Annotated in this window: 18 protein-coding genes; all 18 read right to left on the reverse strand. The window is 37.4% G+C overall.

Going from position 1 to position 21008, the window contains the following annotated elements; translation table 11 throughout:
* Positions 1 to 464 precede the first annotated feature (464 nt).
* Positions 465 to 1769, reverse strand: coding sequence for a DUF1963 domain-containing protein (locus tag MKX68_RS06310; RefSeq protein WP_338591155.1), 1305 nt, complete (start codon positions 1767 to 1769; stop codon positions 465 to 467).
* Between the two features lie 104 nt (positions 1770 to 1873).
* Positions 1874 to 3052: an alanyl-tRNA editing protein gene (locus MKX68_RS06315; RefSeq protein ID WP_338591153.1), complete on the reverse strand. Its 1179-nt coding sequence runs from the start codon at positions 3050 to 3052 to the stop codon at positions 1874 to 1876.
* Between the two features lie 262 nt (positions 3053 to 3314).
* The gene (locus tag MKX68_RS06320; protein ID WP_340910087.1) at positions 3315 to 4706 is read right to left on the reverse strand and encodes a Rid family hydrolase; all 1392 of its coding nucleotides are present in this window, start codon (positions 4704 to 4706) and stop codon (positions 3315 to 3317) included.
* 14 nt (positions 4707 to 4720) lie between these two features.
* Positions 4721 to 6079 carry a class I adenylate-forming enzyme family protein gene (locus MKX68_RS06325; RefSeq protein WP_340910089.1) on the reverse strand — a complete coding sequence of 453 codons (1359 nt, stop codon included), beginning with the start codon at positions 6077 to 6079 and terminating at the stop codon, positions 4721 to 4723.
* A gap of 46 nt (positions 6080 to 6125) precedes the next feature.
* Entirely contained in the window at positions 6126 to 6929 is an 804-nt protein-coding gene (locus tag MKX68_RS06330) for an ABC transporter permease (protein WP_340910091.1), read from the reverse strand.
* Positions 6919 to 7749 (reverse strand): ABC transporter permease, encoded by an 831-nt coding sequence (locus tag MKX68_RS06335; protein ID WP_340910093.1) that lies wholly within the window; start codon positions 7747 to 7749, stop codon positions 6919 to 6921. The genes MKX68_RS06330 and MKX68_RS06335 overlap by 11 nt, the downstream gene beginning before the upstream one ends.
* A complete protein-coding gene (locus MKX68_RS06340; RefSeq protein WP_340910094.1) occupies positions 7733 to 8713 on the reverse strand; it encodes an ABC transporter ATP-binding protein in 981 nt (326 codons plus the stop codon). Before MKX68_RS06340 ends, MKX68_RS06335 begins: the two co-directional genes overlap by 17 nt.
* Positions 8714 to 8728: 15 nt before the next feature.
* A complete protein-coding gene (locus MKX68_RS06345) occupies positions 8729 to 9694 on the reverse strand; it encodes an LLM class flavin-dependent oxidoreductase (protein WP_340910096.1) in 966 nt (321 codons plus the stop codon).
* 695 nt (positions 9695 to 10389) lie between these two features.
* The gene (locus tag MKX68_RS06350) at positions 10390 to 11367 is read right to left on the reverse strand and encodes a hypothetical protein (RefSeq protein WP_340910098.1); all 978 of its coding nucleotides are present in this window, start codon (positions 11365 to 11367) and stop codon (positions 10390 to 10392) included.
* Between the two features lie 353 nt (positions 11368 to 11720).
* Positions 11721 to 12611, reverse strand: coding sequence for a phytanoyl-CoA dioxygenase family protein (locus MKX68_RS06355; protein ID WP_340910101.1), 891 nt, complete (start codon positions 12609 to 12611; stop codon positions 11721 to 11723).
* Complete coding sequence (locus tag MKX68_RS06360; protein WP_340910104.1) at positions 12593 to 13555, reverse strand: aldo/keto reductase; 963 nt, start codon at positions 13553 to 13555, stop codon at positions 12593 to 12595. Before MKX68_RS06360 ends, MKX68_RS06355 begins: the two co-directional genes overlap by 19 nt.
* Before the next feature lie 56 nt (positions 13556 to 13611).
* Complete coding sequence (locus tag MKX68_RS06365) at positions 13612 to 14667, reverse strand: hypothetical protein (RefSeq protein ID WP_340910106.1); 1056 nt, start codon at positions 14665 to 14667, stop codon at positions 13612 to 13614.
* Positions 14668 to 14699: 32 nt separating this feature from the next.
* Complete coding sequence (locus MKX68_RS06370; RefSeq protein ID WP_340910108.1) at positions 14700 to 14948, reverse strand: acyl carrier protein; 249 nt, start codon at positions 14946 to 14948, stop codon at positions 14700 to 14702.
* A gap of 252 nt (positions 14949 to 15200) precedes the next feature.
* A complete protein-coding gene (locus tag MKX68_RS06375; RefSeq protein WP_340910110.1) occupies positions 15201 to 16544 on the reverse strand; it encodes a hypothetical protein in 1344 nt (447 codons plus the stop codon).
* A 255-nt stretch (positions 16545 to 16799) separates the two neighbouring features.
* Positions 16800 to 17006, reverse strand: a complete 207-nt coding sequence (locus MKX68_RS06380) for a hypothetical protein (protein ID WP_340910113.1) — start codon at positions 17004 to 17006, stop codon at positions 16800 to 16802.
* Positions 17007 to 17236: 230 nt separating this feature from the next.
* Positions 17237 to 17410 carry a hypothetical protein gene (locus MKX68_RS06390; protein ID WP_340910116.1) on the reverse strand — a complete coding sequence of 58 codons (174 nt, stop codon included), beginning with the start codon at positions 17408 to 17410 and terminating at the stop codon, positions 17237 to 17239.
* A gap of 509 nt (positions 17411 to 17919) precedes the next feature.
* Entirely contained in the window at positions 17920 to 19689 is a 1770-nt protein-coding gene (gene dhaK, locus MKX68_RS06395; RefSeq protein ID WP_340910119.1) for a dihydroxyacetone kinase subunit DhaK, read from the reverse strand.
* Complete coding sequence (locus MKX68_RS06400) at positions 19689 to 20831, reverse strand: glycerol dehydrogenase (protein ID WP_340910123.1); 1143 nt, start codon at positions 20829 to 20831, stop codon at positions 19689 to 19691. The genes dhaK and MKX68_RS06400 overlap by 1 nt, the downstream gene beginning before the upstream one ends.
* Positions 20832 to 21008 lie beyond the last annotated feature (177 nt).

Raw genomic sequence — 21008 nt, forward strand, 5'->3', positions numbered from 1 at the left:
AGCGCTAACGAATCGAACACACCTTATGTCGCAGTTTTACAGGCATATGAAATTCTAACGAATCTCAGCAGTCTTATTACAGACCAAACCTCTGATTTGCTTCAAAAATCCTTGCCAATAGAAGCAATAACGTGGCTACGATTCGTTAGAATTCTACAGTGCTGCAAATTCACCCAATAAGATGTGCTAGGTTCGTTAGATTGTGTGAGTACGACAAGCTGCTTCTGCATGTAGAAAAACACCCCATTCTCACTGGTGGCTAAATAAATAACTTAACCGGCTAACTGTAAAAGATATCTCCCATCCATCCTGCGCAGGGCAAAGGGGCATCCCATGAAGTTCCAAGAACTTACGGGATGCCCCTTTGTTATAGTCTGTCTACTACTGTCATTCCAACCACCTTAACAGCGGTGTAATATTATAATAAAATGACTGCTTATAATAGCTTCTACTAGCTTCCACCATCAAGATTGCTGATACGATACGGCGGTCATCTGACACGGCTCACATATGAACATGTAATACATACCCTCACCATATTCCTCAACCTCGCCCCAATCCAGTTGTGCGACAGCCTTCATTCTCGCGGAACAGCGTGGACATGGTGGATAATCCGCATCCTGAACCCAACCCGGATGGCCTCCAATCTGAGATAGCGATGGCTCCATCGCCCACTCACTGGCATGGAATGCATTACGTGATGCATTCGCAATCCGAAACAGCCGGCCAACATCCGGTGCAAATTTACCATAGTCGTCCAGGTCAATCTCGTCCATTCCTAGAGGCATGACATTATATGAACTCCATAACGGTTCCCCTGCTGCGTCCAGCTCCATGTAAACCACACCGTAACTGCTGCATATCACGCAAGTCTGTATCTGAAGTCGCTGAGCGTGCCAAGACACGTTCTTCAGAGCTGGATGCTTAACATCCAGATTAATTAATGTCGTTAACGCACCACCACACCATGGACAGCAATTGGTGCTCGGGGTCAGCATCGAGAGTGAAGCTCCGGATATTGCCACGTTAGTTGATTCATTTTCTGTTACTTTATAGAGTGAATAACTTGGGGTGGTGAATAATTCTCTGCACTGCCCGTCTTTCGTAAGCTCCCAACCAGCTTCAGTGGTGTAATGCTCAGGTGCCACGTATAATTCGCTCGCCCAAGATGGCGGAGACTGTCTCCAATGCCGGAACTGCTGCACGACAACATCATCCCCAATATGAGCCAGTATGATCAATATGTGGTTCCGATTCTCATCATCGGTGTTCACCTGCTGCAAGAGATGATCTCGCACTGCTGGCGAGGCGCTTTTATACAAAACGGCAGGATAATAGATCTCCTGTTCCAGCAGCTCAGGAATTTCGGCAGTCAACGATATATCATGGTAGCAGACCAGATATACCAGAATGTCTTTGCCCGTATCTTCATCACCTGTACGAATCCGTTGCATCGCGTAATCCTTCATCTGATCTTGTTGCTCTACAGACAAGGATAGATATACTTGTTCCTTAGATTGTTCATATGGCACATAACCAATTAGAGGATCGCGAACCTGAGGTTCGTGCATGATTTTCAGAACTTCGACCGGGTCTGTGATACCTGCATACAAGTTCACGTCACGTCGATTCTCTTCAATGTATCTCTGGCGCTCCACACGCTCCATCTCCTGCTTGCAAGGCATGCAATACCCGCCTGTTCTGGCAGCTGTTGCTGGCAAAATAGTATTTGCACACCCCTCCCGTATACACGGAATTCGTTCTGTCATATTCCAACCTCCTTCAACTATTGGCAATGGAAAACACGCCACAATGTGACGTGCTTGTCCTTACTCCTTTTTCAATATTGCCTGTCTCGTAAAGTAAAACGCAATCAGTGATGTCCCAACTGGTCCTTGGTGAATTCATAAAAAGCAAGCGCATCTTCACTGCTGGCAAAGCCTGCCTGAGCGATCTTTTCACTGCCGCCACCTTTGCCATTGTAGGCTCCAAGATTGCCTTTGAAGAAAGGTCCACAAGCCCATTCAGGCGGCTGTCCGTTCTGCGCCAGAACAACCTTGGCCTCTGAGATACTGGCAAAGAGTACAAGGCCTTCATGGTCTGCCGTCAGCTTGGTAGCCAGGCTCTGCATATCCTTGAGCGATTTGTCTTCAAAAACCTGAGCGATCACAATCCCTTGCCGAGCGGCCAAAAGTTCCTCCGCATAATAGGCATCGTTCGTTGTTTTCACTGCATTCAGCTCGGTTTGCAGCTGTTTTTGCTCCAACTCCATTTTTTCAATACGCTCCAATAATTCGTCCTTGCTGGTCTTTAATTTAACCATGATGCTATTGAGCACGTTTTGTGTAGCTGTGAATTCATTCAGAGCCCTTGTGCCACATTTAAAATAAATGCGAGTGCCGCCCTTCACCTTTTCGGTTTTCAACAGTTTGATGATGCCGATCTCACCTGTCGCCGACACATGGGTTCCGCCGCAGGCGTTATACTCCACACCCTCGATCTCGACGATGCGAATGTCTTCCGTTACCGTAGGTTGCTTCACCAGTGGCAATTGTGCCGCCTCTTCTGCTGTAACCCAGGAAGTGTTGATGCGAGCGTTACGATAGATCTGACGATTCACTTCTTGTTCAATGGCAGTTAATTGATCCGCTCCCAGTTCAGCCGCAGCCACATCAATCGTGTCATACTCCGTTCCAAGATGGAAACTGAGCGTCATCGCTTCTGTCAGCTTCAGCGTGATTGCCGATAACAAATGCTGACCCGTATGCTGCTGCATATGATCGAATCTTCGCTCCCAATCCAGCTCACAATGTACCTCGTTCTGTTCAGGGGCGCGTTCCAGCTTATGCCACACCTCTCCGTCTTCGATGTTCACATCCAGCACAGCGATGCCGCCAATTTGTCCCAGATCACAAGGCTGTCCACCCCCATGCGGGTAAAAAGCAGTCTCCGCCAGCGTGACATATATACCATCTTCCTTGTCCACTTTGCCTGTAATTGTTGTATGCCACTCTCTTGTATAAGCAGAGTCATAATAGATTTTTTGTGTCATTGATGATCCCGATCCCTTCTCGTTCTAATGGTTTTTTACCGATTCGTATCTAACCTCCAGATTACACTATCTGGAACCGCTAATCCAATTTTTAGGCGCAAGAGATCGCTCCTCCATATCAAAAAGACCGCTCTGTTAGCCAAGCTACAGAGCGGTCTCCTTACTTATATCCACGTTTAGTGTAATGTCGTTTTTCATCATTAATTAATAATTCTTTTTTAACCTATATAAAGAAAAAAATGCTGTTGGATCTGAACATTTTTTATTTTTTAATGTTTATCAAATCACAAATCAAACGTATCGACTCAAAATTCTCTAGTAAAAGTTCATCATTATTAAAATTAATGTCAAAGGTGCTTTCTAAGTTAACTATTAATTCAATTGTCTTTAACGAATCCATCCCTTTTGATCTTAAATTCTCCTCTAGTGAAATTTCTTCATGGGTTTGAAGAAGTTTTCTAATTATATCCGTTACTTCATTACTATATCCATTTTGAATTTCATCAATTCTTTCTTGTTTTTTATTCTTTTTGATCACTCCATCGATTTCACACAATAAATCCTGTCTGCATATGTCTCCTATCACGAAGGTGCTGCTAAAATGAGGTATGTTCATTTCCTGCATTACTTGTTGGAAGATTATGTAGTATTCTTCCGATTTAAAGAAACACGTCGATTGAACAAAATCTTTAAATGTAAGATCATGAACACTTAATAAACTTTCAATATTTGTTAAAGTTTTTTGGATCTGTTTATATGGGTCATCTTTAAATACAGTCTCTCCGTTTTGATCTACGCTTGCCGTACCTGAAAGTTGGATTTCAATATGATTATCTGAGTCAATACTTAAGGCTCGGGAGAAAGTGGGTTTGAACAAGTAGCTATCACCTTCTGCCTCATTTAAAAGTGGTGTGTATATTCTATCAATTTTAGCATATGTGCTCATTTTCTTAATGCACATTACATCAATCATAGCAGTTGACCTATTATCTGTTATACCATGTATACATGTACTTGCCGGTAGTACATTAGAAGATGAACTGTAATCTATGTTACTTTGTTCAAAGAAAATCCTGCGTGCTTCATTAAAATTAACATAATTATCTTTAATATCATTTAAGTAGATCCAAGTCCTTACTATGTCACCTTCTGAAAATTGAGAAATATTTAATATACCTTTTAACTGCTCAAACATTACATTAAATTCATTCGTTCCATACCTTGCATCAGATGCTAACCCCATTAGATATAAATATTCTTCGTTTAAATCTATCATTTTTGTCCCAATTATACGGTCTTCAAACTCAATATACTCAATTTTAACTTCTTTATTGAGACTACGTATCCCCATGATAGTTATACTGGACATAAAAGAGTTAAGGGCAGGATTTCCTTCTATGTAGGACAAAGGCCACTGGGGAAATTTTTCTCTTTCTACGCTTCTTTTAATATCAAGCACTTTGTCCTTGAAAGATAACTGTCCAAAACATTTTTCGTAAACTACCTGGATACCATTCTCCGTTAAATACTTATTCAAATTTGAGTATTCTTCATGAACCATTGATTCATTAAGTGCATGATTTAAATCTAATGTAATATAAAATTGTGTGAAATTCGGATATTCAAATAGGTTAATTTTGATATTGTTAAGCATGATAAAACATCCTCCTAAAGATTAATGACTTCTGCATCAGAGATATTAAACAAGCTTTTCTTATCTATTTTCCCGCTTAGTGTTCTCGGAAAATTAGAAATGAAGACTAGTTTGTTCGGTAACTTATAATCTGCAATTTCTAATTTACAGCCACTTAGTATATTCAAGTTATTTCCATCTTGGGTTTTGGCAATATATGCTGTGATCTTCTGGTCAGGATTTATCATAACTAAAACTTCTTCCACTCCATTAATAGTTTTAATTTGATTTTCGATATCAATCAAATAGTATTTTATCCCTCCCTTAATTATCAATGAATCTGATCTTCCTTTAAGGAAAAGTAGACCTGAGTGCTCATTTATTTCTCCCACATCACCGGTTTTTAGCCAACAGTCAGTAAAAACCCCGGTTTCTACACTTGTTAAATAAGGATTTTCCTTCAATTTGACCATTATTGCATTATCTACTATTTTTATTGGGAGCAGTGGTTTACCAACACTAGAAATGTCTTCACCTAAAAAATCTACTGCAATTACTCCAGCTTCAGACATACCATAGAGTTGACCTATGTTAACACCAAACTTCTCATGAAACTTTTCTTTTGTAATGTTTGATAGAGTTTCTCCAGCTGATATAGCCATTCTTATTTTCTTCACAAAAATCACATCACTATAGTTTATGGTCGATTCAATTAGTGAAAAATGATAAGGCACCCCATATACAATAGATACTTTATGAATTTTGATATTTTCAACAATTTCTCTGGTTTTGTAAGAAGTTAACACTATCTTTGCACCAGTAAATATGGAAGGTAATAACCCACTCATTAATCCAAAAGAAAAAGTAATAGGCGAAAGTATCATAACTACATCATCTTTTCTCACACTAATGGAAGGAGCAGTATAACGTATCAATTCTTCTTTTATGGAATCAAAAGACCTCCCAATAATTTTAGGTTTACCAGTAGATCCTGATGTAGATAATATCAAGGGAGGCCATTCATTATGATTCGTATCACTAATAGTATCAAACATGACGTTAAATTCATGTTCGAAAGTCAAGAAGTTAGTCCCTACTGCATATATGTGTGAATTTGGTCGAATTTCATCAAATAAATTCGCCCTCTCTTTATCTTTTATCCTGGCGTCTACAATGAGAACGCTAGCCCCAACTCCCCATATTGCGAATATAAGTTTGATAAACGAAAGGGAGCTAGGGATTTGAAGCGCCACTACATCCCCCTCTTGTATTCTCTTTTCTTTTAATGTGCTCATTGTTTCATTTACTGACTCAAAAAAGTCCGAATAAGAGATTTGGAATTCTAAACCAGAGTAGAAAGCATTCAAATTATTGATATTTTTTTCATATAACAATGTAAATAATTGTTTAGATTGATTACTAATCTTGATTCTCTCCTTTTCAATTCCCTGTACTATTGTAATGACGTATAGAATACAACCAAAACAAGAATACTAGGGCAAAAAATAAAATTGATGGTAATATTGTAAATTGACCAATAAATCCGAATCCGTTCTCATCTTTATTTAGAATTGCATTTGCTGGGTAATAACTTATAAATGCTATAGGGAATACAGTGAATATCCATTTCGCCGTTTTGTTAAATACCTCTATAGGATAAGTAAGATAATTAGAATTTAGTGTCCAACCAAAACGCACTAAAGCACTAGTATCAACAATCCAAAAACTTAAAGAAGACCAAAAAAGCAATAAAGATGCTTGTATAATAGAAGCACCAACTATACCTTGAATCAATAAAAAGATATTCTTTAAACTCCACTCAATATGCAAATGATAATTGCACCAAACAAATAATACGATTCCACTTGCTATCTGAGCAATTGATGTAAGTTCTAATCTGCCACATAATACTTGAAATAATGTACTGTGTGGACGAACCAAGAGAATGTCAAAATCTCCGTTACGGACGAAAACTGAAAAATCTCTGAACCCTGCAAAAAAGGTAATCATTATCCCATAAGACAATACAAAGAACATATAAATGAAACTTATCTCATATATATTCCATCCGCGGATGTTATCATAGTGACTTAAAGTAAGCCAAATGGCAAAAAGTTGAACTGCATAATGGAATACAACAGTAAATATGGTTAGAAAATAATTAAATCTGTACTGTTGGCTAGACCTTACCTGTAAGATCATTGATCTAATGTATAATCTTAACCCGCTCATCTCATCCTCCATTTATAGCTAAATTGCTAACTATCTTTTTCCACATCATACTTCCGATAAATGTAGTAATCAGAATCCAAATGATTTGCAACATAAATGCCTCAATGGTTTCGGTAGTAGAAACTTTCCCCAGATAAATATTCAATGGTAAAAAAACAATCCCCGCAAACGGAAGATACTTAGTTATTGAAAAAAGCCAATCCGGGAAAAACCATAATGGAACAATCGCCCCTGAAAGCAAACGAATGGTCTGGTCTTTAAAGACACTTAAACTAAATAATTTAGTGATCCAGAATGCAGCCAATGCAGTTATATAGTTGAGATTGAATAGTAGAATATATGAAAGAAAGATACTAAGAATAAATAATAAAACCGCACTAAAACTTTTTGGCAGATCTATCCCAAACAAGAAATAGATCAACACATAAAGTGGAATCGTTTTAATTAACAGATTGTTAAAATACCTTCCCAGTTCCTGTGCAAACAGGTACGTCCTTAATTTAATGGGTCTAACCAATTCTATAGCTATTTCGCCGCTCAAAATTCTGCTCTGGATATCCCAAACGAATTTCATATCGATCTGTGCTACAATTTTGGTCAGCCCTACATAAGTAATTAAAGTTGCTAGACTAGTGATATTCTGAGAAGGATTATCTTTGAAAATTGTTGTCCAAAGCATTATGCTCAATAAAACAAAAATTAAGTCTACAACAATATCAATAATATAGTTTGTTCTAAAGACCATAGAATTCAAAAAAGTTTGCCGGGCGATTATCAAATTACTTTTTACTGATTTTGAAATCTCCCTCATCTCTTCAACTCCTAATTTCATAAACTTGTCTTACTAAATGTTCAATCTTAGGTTCTTCTAATTGAAAATCAATTACAGGGTACCTTGCGGATAAATCCTGCAGAATTTTTGGTGCTGATACTGCTGATTTTTCAAATATAATTTTCACTATGTTTCCAGCTTGAGAATGAACTGTACCAAATGGAGTATAAATATTTTGTATAGGCTCTTCAAAATGAACAGTAATAACTCGCTGATTTCCAAAATCATCCATAAATCCCCTGACAAAACCGTCATAAATTAGTTCTCCTGAATTGATTAAAAGCAATCTTTCACACACCTGCTCAATATCATCCATGTCATGCGTAGTTAGTATAATAGTTGTTTTATGTTCTTTATTTATTTCTCTCAGAAATTTCCTTATCTGTTCTTTGGCCACTACGTCAAGCCCAATAGTTGGCTCGTCTAAAAAAACTATTGAAGGACTATGTAGAAAGGCAGCGGCTACCTCAGCTCTCATTCTCTGTCCCAAGCTTAATTGTCTTACTGGAGTTGAATAAAATTCATCCAGTCTCAATAATTCAATCATTTTTTCTTTATTCAGTTTAAATACATTATCAGGAACCCTATATATATGTTTAAAGAGTTCAAATGACTCACGGATGGCTAAATCCCACCATAGTTGAGTACGCTGACCAAATACAACACCTATATTTTTTGCATTTTTCATCCTATCTTTATAGGGTTCAAGTCCGTTGACGAGTACTCTGCCTTCAGTAGGAGTTAAAATACCTGTGAGCATTTTAATTGTAGTTGATTTTCCAGATCCATTTGATCCAATATATCCAACTGAATCTCCCAATTTAATCGAAAAATTTATATTTTTAACAGCATCTTTTTGTACCCAAACCGGTTTAAAAAGGTCTTTTAACCCTCCTAAAGTCCCCTCCCGTTGATCTTTTCTTAAATATGACTTACTTACATTTTCTACTTGTATTATGTCCATCCAATATGCTCTCCTTTACAGTTTTTTTAATTTTTCAAAGACCTCATTTCGATGAATAAATTCCTCTTCAGTGAATGGGGTATTTAGAATTATTTTATTCACGCCTAATTTTTTATACTCATTCAAGTAACATGCTACTTCATCATAGTCTCCTACCAAATAAGGATAAATATTCTTTCCACTCTTAAACACACCAAGCCAGTATACTTTGTCATAAACTTCATGTTCTAATGCTAAATCTGCTAAAAAACTTACCGAATTCATTTTAGAATTCTTTTTCATTAAAAGTTCTACTTCGTTCTTCCTGTTAGTTGGATAGAGTGAGCGAGCAATTTCCCAAGCTTCTTGACTGGTAGAACGAGCAATAATACCAAAGCATACCCCCATAGAACTTATAACTAAATTTTTATATTCATTTTTAAAGAGATCAATAGGCTTTGGAATCGTTAGATATGCATCAGCAGCAGCTTCTGTAGTCGTCTTAAATCCATCCAGTGAGGTTCCTGAAATAAAAAATTCAGCTGTAATTCGTTCAGTTTTAAATGAATGATTTTGAAAATTAGAAAAGTCATAGGAAGGTTGGTTATTATACAAATTTTCTTTTATACTATTAATATAATCTTTGAGCCAGGCATATCTATTCGTTTGTTTAACAACTTCAATATTCTCTTCTAATCTTTTGGCAGTTCCATGAATTACATTTATTGCAACTTTCCTCTTATAGAGAACCTCTACACTTTGGATTAAATTAGCTAATGTACTGGCTGGAAGTGTTTCAGGCTGAACAGCAATAAGTAACTCAATGTCTTTCGAGGAATTTATTATGAAATTTATTATTATCCAAGGGTTTAGGCTTGTCGTAGAGTAAGTAACCAGAACGCCTCTGTAACCATACTTTTCTGCCAATGTAGTTAGTCTAGAGATATAATCTTCAAAATTATCTGTGCTTTGGCTATGCGGAGTTTGGGCATAAATTTCCACTTAAATTACCCTCCATAGTTTAAAAATTCTTGTTTTCACTTTTATTTGAGCAAGAAGCGCCACAAGCTTTCTTGATGTTTTTTATCTAATTCAAATTTTTTCACAGTAAGGGTTAAGTAGCTTATTTACTGATGCAGCATTTTTCAGAGTGGTTTAATAGAAATTATTTAGATCAACTAATAACCATTTTTGTAGGCTAGATTGAAACTATGATCTTTGAAATCCAGCCCCCACTCCTCCAAACTGTCTGAACGAGAAGTTTAGTCTCATGGAATTAAAATTATTAATACTTATGTCTGTATTAAGCGAAAAAGTAAGCAAGACCATTTAACTTCGTATGATGAAGTAATAATTTTTGATGTTTATTTGACTTCTGAATACGATTTACTTGTTGGTCTTATTACTTTTGCAACTCTGTAAATGGAGCTGGCCTCTGATTTAAAGGAACATCCTCCTTATTTCCAGTAAATACATGATGAATCTCTCGAAACTTCAACTCCATAATCATTCAATGTTCTCAAAAAATAGTTATTAAAATCAGATTCCGACAACCTTTTAGTCCGTTCATAAACTGTACGATTAACGCTTGTTTTAAAATGCTAATGGTGTTGTTAGATGAACAGCAGTGAAACTTGGCATATTAGTATTTGTAGAAATCTTCATTCTATCTTTTAATGACAAAAAGACTAGGTTCTTTATCGTTCGGCCCTTCCAACTATAGCTTCAAGAATCTCTTTTTCAGTTTCGGTACTGCTAAATAACTTGGAATCAATCCAGTCTAGTATTTTTGTATCCTTTACCAAATTATATTTCAATGCATTATTTCTTATTAGTAACATTTCTTTTTCAATTTTTTTATATTCCTCTACATATGAATGTTCCCTGATAAGATTTTTCTGGTATAAGAATTCTAATCGCAAAGACATAAGTTTTTTATGTTCCCAAAGTAGATGGAATGCTCTAACATCAAGTTTTACTTTAGACTCTTTTCGATCAATCACGTTAAGACGAACCTGATTCAAAGCCTCCTGTCCGTAAACCACATCCACGTTGTATTCTAAATTGTTGGTTTTTCTAGAATCGATAAAATCTTGGAAGGAATTGAAAATCTGCTTAACATCTATTGAAGTGTCCTCAGCTCGCTTTTTCATAATATGAATCCCCGTAAAAAAGTCATTATCAGAATAGACGTTTTCAAATGCAGCAACAAAATCTGTAACATTTATCTCTAAAGTTATATACTTTCCATTCGCAAGGTTGTCTGCAAGATAAAATACATTTTTTTCAAGATCAAAGCCAAACACTAAAACCTCATGATAGTTGTGTTCTTTATGGAAAGAAGTTGAACTAGGTAAATAAAATCTGTCGACATAGCAATATATATAATATTCTTCTTCTATTGTTTGTATAAAGAAGTCTTTTTTCTCGTCCCATTTTTCATTAACCAAATTTATAGGGATTCGGTATTTAGCCAACCATGGACAATTATCCAAAAGTTGGTGATGCTTATCAAAGAACAGCGTATTCCAATCATGCACATACTGAATCTGTATAAAATTGTTATAAACCCAATCCAGCATGTTTTGCTCATCCGCAATAATTGAGAATATACTTCCATATATGTTATATGTATTTATTAATGGGTCACCCATTGGTAATATTTTTCTCTTCATGTAACGACCTCCTTTTGAGTAACTCTAATACTATATTATGTAAGCGTATTAAATGTCAATATATGCTTTTTTTATTTTAAATATTTGTAAAATCAAGTGTGGAAGTTCCTTTGTGAATTAAGCAAATTAATACTCAAAAAACAGCTCGCATCTATTTACTTCGCGCACAAATTTCGCTACGCATACGATCTCTTGAATCGCATCGCTTTTCTAGATGTGCGGAGTTGACGCTTACATTGTTTCCTGGTTTTCCGGGTAAGTTGAAAGAAAAAAAACCGAACAGCCGGCCTGTATTACCTGTTCGGTTTAGTTATTCTTTCAACTTTTATATCTTAAACACTAATTCCTTCGCTTTATTGACCGCTCTTTTTCCGAGAGTTATACAACTCAATTTCCTTTTTTATTCTCATTTGATTAATTGCATCCTTGACACTTAGTTTATGATTATTATCCCATTCAATCAGATTCTCCATAAGGACTCTCACATTTGGATTCATACGATCTAAGTATCCATCTAATCTCATCTCTCCAAACGAAGTATGTCCTCCATAGTTCTGATCTTTCGCTTGAATACTGTAATGGAGAGTCATACGTTCTGTTCCAGCGCTACAACTTCCCCTGTGCAGAGTATGAGCGTTCATAAACAAAATATCTCCTGGCTCACATGTAAGCCTTACCTGATTATCAAAATACTTCGTTCCATCGTTGTCTACTTCTTGTTGCTCTTCGACAGTTAATTGTCTTTTGTGAGAGCCTGCAATTGCAATAAAACAACTATCTTTCACTAGAGGAATGTTAAACTGTACATGGTTCGACTCCCCAGTCGGGTTATAATACGAGTTGTCCCCATAATCTCGATGCCACCTAAGTTCATAATCGCTCTTCTTTGGCGCCCATAACGCATGAGCTCCCCAAAACCTTAATTCATCACCCAATATTGACGTGAGGATTTGCATGACTGTATTGACGTTATAGATTTCACCGAATGACTCCTCATATAAGTTAAAATCAAAAATGTTGTTTACTCCCCAAGTATCCTTGTCAGTCTGTGAATTCAGAGTGTATCTCGTTTTATAACTTATAGGATCATCGTCTACTTTGCTCATGAGTCTAATAAATGAATTCTTTAGTTGAGAAATAGTGTTTTCATCAAGAATATTTTTAACAAGTACAAATCCCTCTTGAAAAAAACTGTTTCTCCATCCTTGAATTTCATTTGCGCTAATTAATTGATTGCTCTCCATGTTGGATCTGCAACCTCCTCCCACCTGTTTCTAATATAATGATAAATCTCTTCTGGTAATGCCCCCTCTAGTAGATATGCCTCATTTTCCTTCCATCTTGATGGATTAGTGGTTCCGATAATAGCAATATCAACAGCCGGAATTGATAGCGTGAAACGAAGCGCTATATTGGATAATTCCACTTCATGCTTCATAAGATGACTAAAGTCATAGTTTAGTTTGTTTAATCTATCGTAATATGTGACTACTGCCTTCGGAGGAATATTTAGTTTCTTACCTAACTTAGATGACATATCTAACATCTGCAGATATTTTTTATGTTCATTTTCACCTTTAATCCATGCAACATTGGCTATTGGTCTCTTGGCAATTAATCCAATATTCCGTTCTTCAACTGCAGGCAATAAGAAAGAAACCGATTCCTGATCGGCAATATTAATCGTAGTTTGCAATGTATCAAATACTCCGCTCTGTATTGCATAAAGTGCATCTTCCCCATCACCACTGTAACCAATGTATCTGCACGCACCAGACTCTTTGATCTTTATCAATGAATCTATAATATTCGTCTGCTCCATTACATCTCTAGGACAGCCATGTAGATGCAATATATCAATATAATCCGTTCTTAAATTGTTAAGACTTCTGTATACACTTTGGTTAATTAATTCTGAACTCCAATCAGGATAATCCAAACCGCTCTTATGCCCACATTTCGTAAATAGATAGTATTCTTCCCTCCTGTGTGAGATCGCCTCCCCTATTAAAGCCTCGCTTGATAAATAACATTCTGCTGTATCGATAACGTTCAAACCATCATCCAGAGCACTATTAAGTAAGTCTCTCACTTCATCTACACTTTTATTCTCAAAACCAATTTCGGCACCGCCAAATCCAACTCTTTTTACTTTAAGATCGGTTTTACCTAGTTGTCTATAACTCATACCGCACCTCATTTCTTTATATCTTGTCCTGTTGTTCGGCAATACTCCCGTTTACATTATAGATAATAATGACTCAGAAGTTTCTCGTTAATCTCCACGCTTTCCAACTGTGAAATCAAGTGACTTAATGCATCCTCTTCTACACTTTTAATCATTGTCATTTTTTCTATTATAGAAGTTATAATAGTGGGGTTTTCATTTATGTTGTACATCATAGCCATGTTTCTTAAAATTAATGAATCCGATTTAATTTCAGAATAAATTTTTATAAGCTCGTCATCATCTTCTAAATAATGATGTTTTTTCAGATAATCTAATCTAGATAGCATCACACTCTTATGCTCCCACATTGTATGAAAGATTCGGAAATCGATCTTTTCCTTTAATACACTAATTTGATTATTTAGATATTTAATAATATGATCATAAATTGATAATCCAAATATCCAATTGGAAGGAGTGCTCATCGAACGATAATGATAGGATGAATTAAGACTAAATCTAAGTTCTTTTAAAGATCTAATAACTAAGTTTAGATCAAAGTGGTAGTTATGCTCCTCGTTATAAGACAATAAACATAAATATTCTCTATTTTTAGTTTTATCACAATTGTTGAAAGCTAATAGAAATTCTTCAAAGTCTACCTCGTATTCTCCAAATATGACATTTGAATTATATCCTGACACATGAAATTTCATTGTCTCTTTGTTATACCCAAAAATCAGCATCTCATGAGGCAAAGCATTATTTTTATACGCCTTTTTGTGTGCTATATAACTTTCATCTACATACAAATGAACATATTGATTTTGATCAATAGAATCACAAATAAAGCCTATAATCCCACCTATATATTTTTCCACAAAGCGTTGATTAATTTTCTGATAATTAATGAGAGGACAACTCATAAAGAAATCGTACCAAGGCAAGTTAGATGTATAAAACGAAAAGAATTTACCTTCTGGAAAGTTCCCAGCACAAATCAATTGAATATAATTGCTGTAAAACCAAGCTTCAGATTGACTGTGCTGCATTACAATTGAGAGTGGATAGGCGTTACATAGGTAGCCATGTACAGAAGGTCTTATCATTGGCAATTTTACATCATTCATAGCTTCTACCTCCAAATTACATCCGCAAATTATCAACTTGATCTTACTCTTGTTAATAATGAAACTATAGTATTGATGGTTCCAAAATTATCAAGCAACAGATCATTATTATCAAAAACAATATCAAATTCATTCTCTAAGATAACGATGAGTTCTATCGTCTTTAAGGAATCGAGTCCCCATTTTGATAGACTCTCTTCCGCCATAATTTTTTCTTGAGTATTTAATAGATTCCCTAATGCTACTTCCAATTTACCTAAAACAGTTTCATTATTACCCATCAAAATCGCTCCTCTTCAAGAAATTATTTAATTTATCTTTCTCAACAAAAATTTCGGAAACCTGTTCAATTCTATAGTTCATTGATTACGTTTTCAAAAATAGATCAGGAATCTTTGATAAAAATTTCATAAGAAATATGTTATTTTGAGTAACCTGAAAAATCCTACAACTGCTCTAAATTCATTTAATTAATATTTGTATACCCTTGCAATTAGGTGGGGTACTTCATGTTACAATTCATCGCATAAAAATCATTTATTTCTATGATGGTTAATGATTTTTAGAATTAATTCTTGGGATATTTCGGAACTTGCCTTTACTTTATTATTATAATAGGGATTCAATAGTCTGTTTGCTTGTGCAGACTTCATACTCTTATAAGCATAATTAGAATTCAGCTGCTTTATTAAATACGTTTGAAAATCTTTTTGAAAGTTATGCCTCTTAGCCAATTCTATCCTGCTATAAACCCCATCTCCGCGTTTTAATACAATGGCGCTCTTACCAGAGTAACCAAACATACCTGCTCCACCTGTATCTCCAAATAATCTAATGGATATATTTATATCAAGAATGTCACTTTTTGAGCGATCAGAAGATATTAATTTACTAATAGAGAAAGTATACGCTAATCCATTTAACATGTTATGAGAAATGAGCATATCGAGGTGGTGCTTCCTCATAAACAACTTATCTGAAGCTGGTCTTAGTTTCATAATCGCTTCTTCGAGACCCTGAAAACTCTTTGCCGATAACCAACTTATTCTAGATAAGTTTTCTAAAACGGTCTTTTTGTTCAATACACCATGACGCTTTAATAGTTTCGCTGGCGAAGTTTCACCTGTTATTGCCAGATAGAGTTCGTTATACGAATGGTCAATAAGTGCATTCAAGTTAACTATGTACTTCCTCAAACTTGCTTTGTCTGTTGTAGCACCTATAGTAGAAAGTTTTACATTTAACCCCAATGGCAGTCCTTTTTCAATGGTTTGTTCAGGATCAGGTTCCGTAACTTGAATACAAAGATCAGTTGTCTTCAGTAAGTTACTATGTATATCAAATAAAATACTCGCTCCTAGAAAACTAAAAGGATCTACAATTCTCCTTCTTTCATATTTATCTGTTAACTCTCCATAAACGGTAGAATTCTTTTGTATCTGATCTTCAACTTGGTTATTTACAATGTAAAAATGGGTATGAAATCGTTTAACAGGTTGCAATCCATCGCGATCTAGTGTCCAGGGGTCATGATTAAATACAATTCTTGCTGTTGTATCGTTTAGATCATATTTTTCAATGACCTCTTCTTCATGAATAAAGTCAATGAATGATGATAATAAATCAAAATATAGAAGATTTTCCTCTCCTGAAAGTTGATTTATTGTCCTCTTCTCTTTCTTACTGTTTTCAATAACCATGACTTCCAGTAAACTATGAGCAAGTTTTTTATCCATAATTGCCAACTCTCCACCATTCTTTGTCATAAAAACTAGTGGATTAACAATATGAGCCTCAGGCACAGTAGGGACGGTTATACCAACTGCGACTCTCATTTCTCGTAGATTTTCAGGCGAAAGAAAAATATCGTTTGACACTTAAATACTCCTTCCAAAGAATGATGCAAATAAATACAAAGTATAATATATCCCAAATAAATACTTTTTTCAAATGCAAACTTAAACTTATCATTTGATTTCCTAAATAAGTTTCTATTACTTAATTAGTAATAATGACATTATGATAAATAATCATATTATTTTGTTGTCTTTCAAATATGGTACTAAGTTAGCTTGATTGATTTTTCTCTCGTTTTTGAAGGGGCATTAGTGAGCAGCACAAATCAAATCTGATCAGGCATGTAGCAAAATAGATGAGAATCGGATATTCTTCAAGGAATAATTTGCAACGTTCTCCCACTTACGATTCGTCTTCCGAACAGGGAGAGCAATCTTCACCTTTAAGAGCGAAGCGGCTGTTCCAGTGGCCGATAACGACTTCCGTCCGGCTTGCAGCAGAAACATCATATCTACTTTCATAAATTTCAGGCTGGCTAACATACTCTCAAAAGTATTTAGGTTATTCGCTTCCAATCTATTTTTCTTCAAAATGTCTCCCACTCGCGTATACGTCTCGTTGGAGGTGTGATCTTTTCAGTGTAGTACCATTCCTGGTATGTCCCATATCTAGAACATTTTCTGTTGCGCCGCGTCCGCCCGTTTGAACGGTTTCCGTTTCCCCACCTTTGGAAACCAGCAATACCATGCGCGTCGCAGCATCCCAATCAATTTCATAACAACCTACAGCATCTCCAACAATACGGATCGGCGCGAAAGTTGCTTTTCAAAGTTATCGTCTTTCCGTTAACCATGGCCGTAATCGTATCATCTGTTGCTGCCGTGAGCTTCACATCCATTGCGCCCAGCATGGATCGCAGCAGCACAAGTATTGTTCCTTTATCCAAAAGCATATGTTTCCATTTTATTCACATTATGTATTCTCTTTTAAGTATAATAGTAGTTTGAAACTTGTATAATAATAGAAGGTCCCATCTAAATTTAATACAATAAAGATTAAGATTGGGTGACACTCTGTTCCAGCGCAGCAAATCCCTCTTCATTGCACGCCACAATCTGATACACCACTAATAGAGCCTGTACCCATCAGGGCATCCTTTAACGCAGATCACTTTTGTAACAAACAAGTATCACTGTTGCAATATGTTATTTGTTTTATAGCTGCTACCATGTTAACAAAATACATAAAGCACATTATACAACAGAAAATGCAGTATCACTGTGGATACTGCATTCTGTTGAAAGAACATTACGTAATTATTTATTACTCATTGAATAATTGGAGTTTGCGTGTTTGCTGACAACATAAAATAAAACTACCGACAAAATACTAAAAAGTTACCGACATTATAATATAAAATAAACATCAGTAATTCATCTAGAACGATAAGCTTCCTTACTTCATGGACTCGGACAGCTCTGTGAAAATAACACCCAGCGCATACGCGCCAGCATCCGGGTAGCCCAGACTACGATCGCCGACGGTACCTGCGCGGCCCATACGTGCCACGATATCTTCGGTTTTCTTCGCGCCTTCAACGGCTGCTGCTGCACCTTTGGCAAATGCTGTTTTGAAGTCATCGCCAGACTCCGCACTTTGTGTCCAGGAATCGGCACACGGCACGAGCGCATCAATCAAGGTTTTATCACCTACAACGGCACCACGTCCGAAGGAACGTTCTCCTGTAGACTGAATCCCTTGCACGGCTGCATGGATCATCTCAGCGAATTCAGCAACGTTTAATTGCTGTTTATCCCCTACTGCTTTGCCAGCCGCACGGAATGCCGAACCCCAGATCGGGCCGGATGCGCCGCCACAATATTCCATGATGACCAAGGAACATGCATCCAGGAACGATCCGATGTCTTTTTTATCTTCGTTAATGATGTGGTTCCATTCGCGTTTCAACTGGCGGAAGCCTTTTGCTACACTCATACCAAAATCGCCATCACCGGCATGGGAATCCAGTTCACAGAAAGGTACTTCATTCTTGATGATGATCTCACCCATTTTATCGATCAGATAGACGACATTGTCCAGTGAAAATTGATTGCCTTCGATTACCGCAGCTGATGCATCCGTCTCCACTTCATAAGATACGGGAACGTCTTCACCCACAACAGCTTCCAGTGCTTCGGAATACGCCACTTGTGCAACTGGAGGGCCAGACACTTTAAATGCAGGTGTATCACTTTCCTTGAACAACAGCGTTTTTAGTTCCTCATCCAGTTTCAGGATCGTAACCGATGCACCCGCCATATCAATACTTGTCATGTAGTTGCCTACAAACGTAGTAGCGACCTTCAGACCTGCATGTCCTGCAAGCTCACGCTGAACGGAATTGTTGAGCAGGTACAGTTCTTGCAGTGGCGTTGCACCAAAACCATTCACGAGCACCGCAATCTCAGCGGATGCATCCTTATCCAACTTCATATCTGCGAGCAATGCTTCGACCATACGTCCTGCCAATTCATCAGCCGATACGATTTTCTCCCTGCGAATCCCTGGCTCACCATGAATCCCTACGCCAAATTCCATCTCATCTTCAGCAATTTCGAATGTAGGCGTGCCTTTGGCGGGCACGGTACAGGATGTGAATCCAAAACCAATACTACGAACGTTCTGAGCTGCTTTCTCGGCAACGGATTTCACATCTGCCAGACTGCGACCTTCTTCTGCTGCTGCTCCAGCAATCTTATGAACCAGTACAGTTCCCGCAACGCCGCGACGTCCAACGGTATACAAGCTGTCTTGTACAGCGATGTCATCCTCAACACGAACATATTGTACGTCGATGCCATCTTCTTCAGCGAGATGTGCTGCATTCTTGAAGTTCATCATGTCGCCGCTGTAGTTTTTGATGATCAAAAGTGTACCCTTGTTGCTGGCTGTTGCCTTAATCGCTTGATACACCTGGATTTGAGAAGGAGATGCGAATACATCTCCACATACTGCTGCATCCAGCATACCTTTACCCACATAACCTGCGTGAGCCGGTTCATGTCCGCTGCCGCCGCCACTGACCAAGCTGACTTTATCGGCCTGAATCTCTCTGCGTTTGATGACTTTATATTTTTTCAGAAATTCCAGCTCCGGGTGTGCAAGGGCAATACCGTTGCACATTTCCATAACAACATGTTCGGCCTGGTTAATAATTTTTTTCATTATTTTACCTCCCGGCGAGCTGCTTTGTACTCACGGCCCATGCGGTCAGCCGCTGCAATGGCAGCAGCCACTTCAGGAACGGTGATTGGGAACGGCATGGCGTGAATGGATTCTTCCGGAATACAAGCGATCTCTGCAACTTTCAACAACTCTTCCTGACTAATCGTGTCTACACCGATATCCGCCAAACTGATCGGCAGTCCCACTTCGAGACAGAAGTCCATGACTTCATGCAGCTCTTCGGCTGGTGCATTTTCAAGGACGAGCTGTGCGATTGTACCGAAGGATACTTTTTCACCGTGGAAGAAGTGATGTGTGCCTTCCAGAACAGTCAAACCGTTGTGAATTGCATGTGCTGCGGCCAGTCCGCCACTTTCGAATCCAAGACCAGACAACAGAATGTTGGTCTCAACGATGTTTTCCAGCGCTTGGGTCACAACGTTGCTGTCACTCGCTACTTTTGCTTTTGCACCGTCAGTCAGCAGCATTTCATAACACAATTTTGCCAGTGCAAGTGCAGCATTGGTACCTACTGCAGATGGGGTATATCCTTCGCGGGACCCCATTGGCAGACTTGCGTTTACACGGGAATAGGATTTCGCTGTTGCTCTTGCTTCGAAGTATGTAGAGAGCGCATCTCCCATACCGGATACGAGGAAACGTGTTGGTGCATTAGCAATTACCGTTGTATCAACGAGTACCACACTTGGGCTTTGTTTGAAATAAGCATAGTCATCAAAAGAACCATCCGGTGTATACAATACAGCGGAGTGACTTGTCGGTGCGTCTGTTGCCGCAATTGTTGGGCAGATGATCAGTGCTTCCCCTTCAGCTACACATTTAGCCGCATCAATGGCTTTACCACCACCAAGACCGATGGTAGAGTCACATCCTTTTTCCTTTGCGATCGCTTGCAGACGAGCAACTTCCTCACGGGAACATTCCCCTTTAAAACCGCTTTCAACAAACGTAATATTAAATTTCTCCGCTGTTGCATCAAGCTTTGCTTTGACACGCTGTACATCATCCGGATGTGCAATCAGCAAGGCAGATTCTCCAAAAGATTTAACAAAATACCCCAGGTTCAACAACTCGTCTTCGCCTTGTACATATTTGGTTGGGCTGATAAATGCTTTTCTCATAATAATATATGCCTCCTAAGGATATGAAATAGTGTAGTGATTACATCAAATTTTAATTTCTTACAATTGACCTTAATATAACGCATGAGCAGCAGGTTTACAGTGGACTTTGATAACAAATTATTATAATTTACAATCGTAATTTTTTGCTTTTTGGCACAATCATGGTATCTTATT

Source organism: Paenibacillus sp. FSL M8-0212 (assembly GCF_038004645.1).
In the GTDB taxonomy this organism is placed as follows: domain Bacteria; phylum Bacillota; class Bacilli; order Paenibacillales; family Paenibacillaceae; genus Paenibacillus.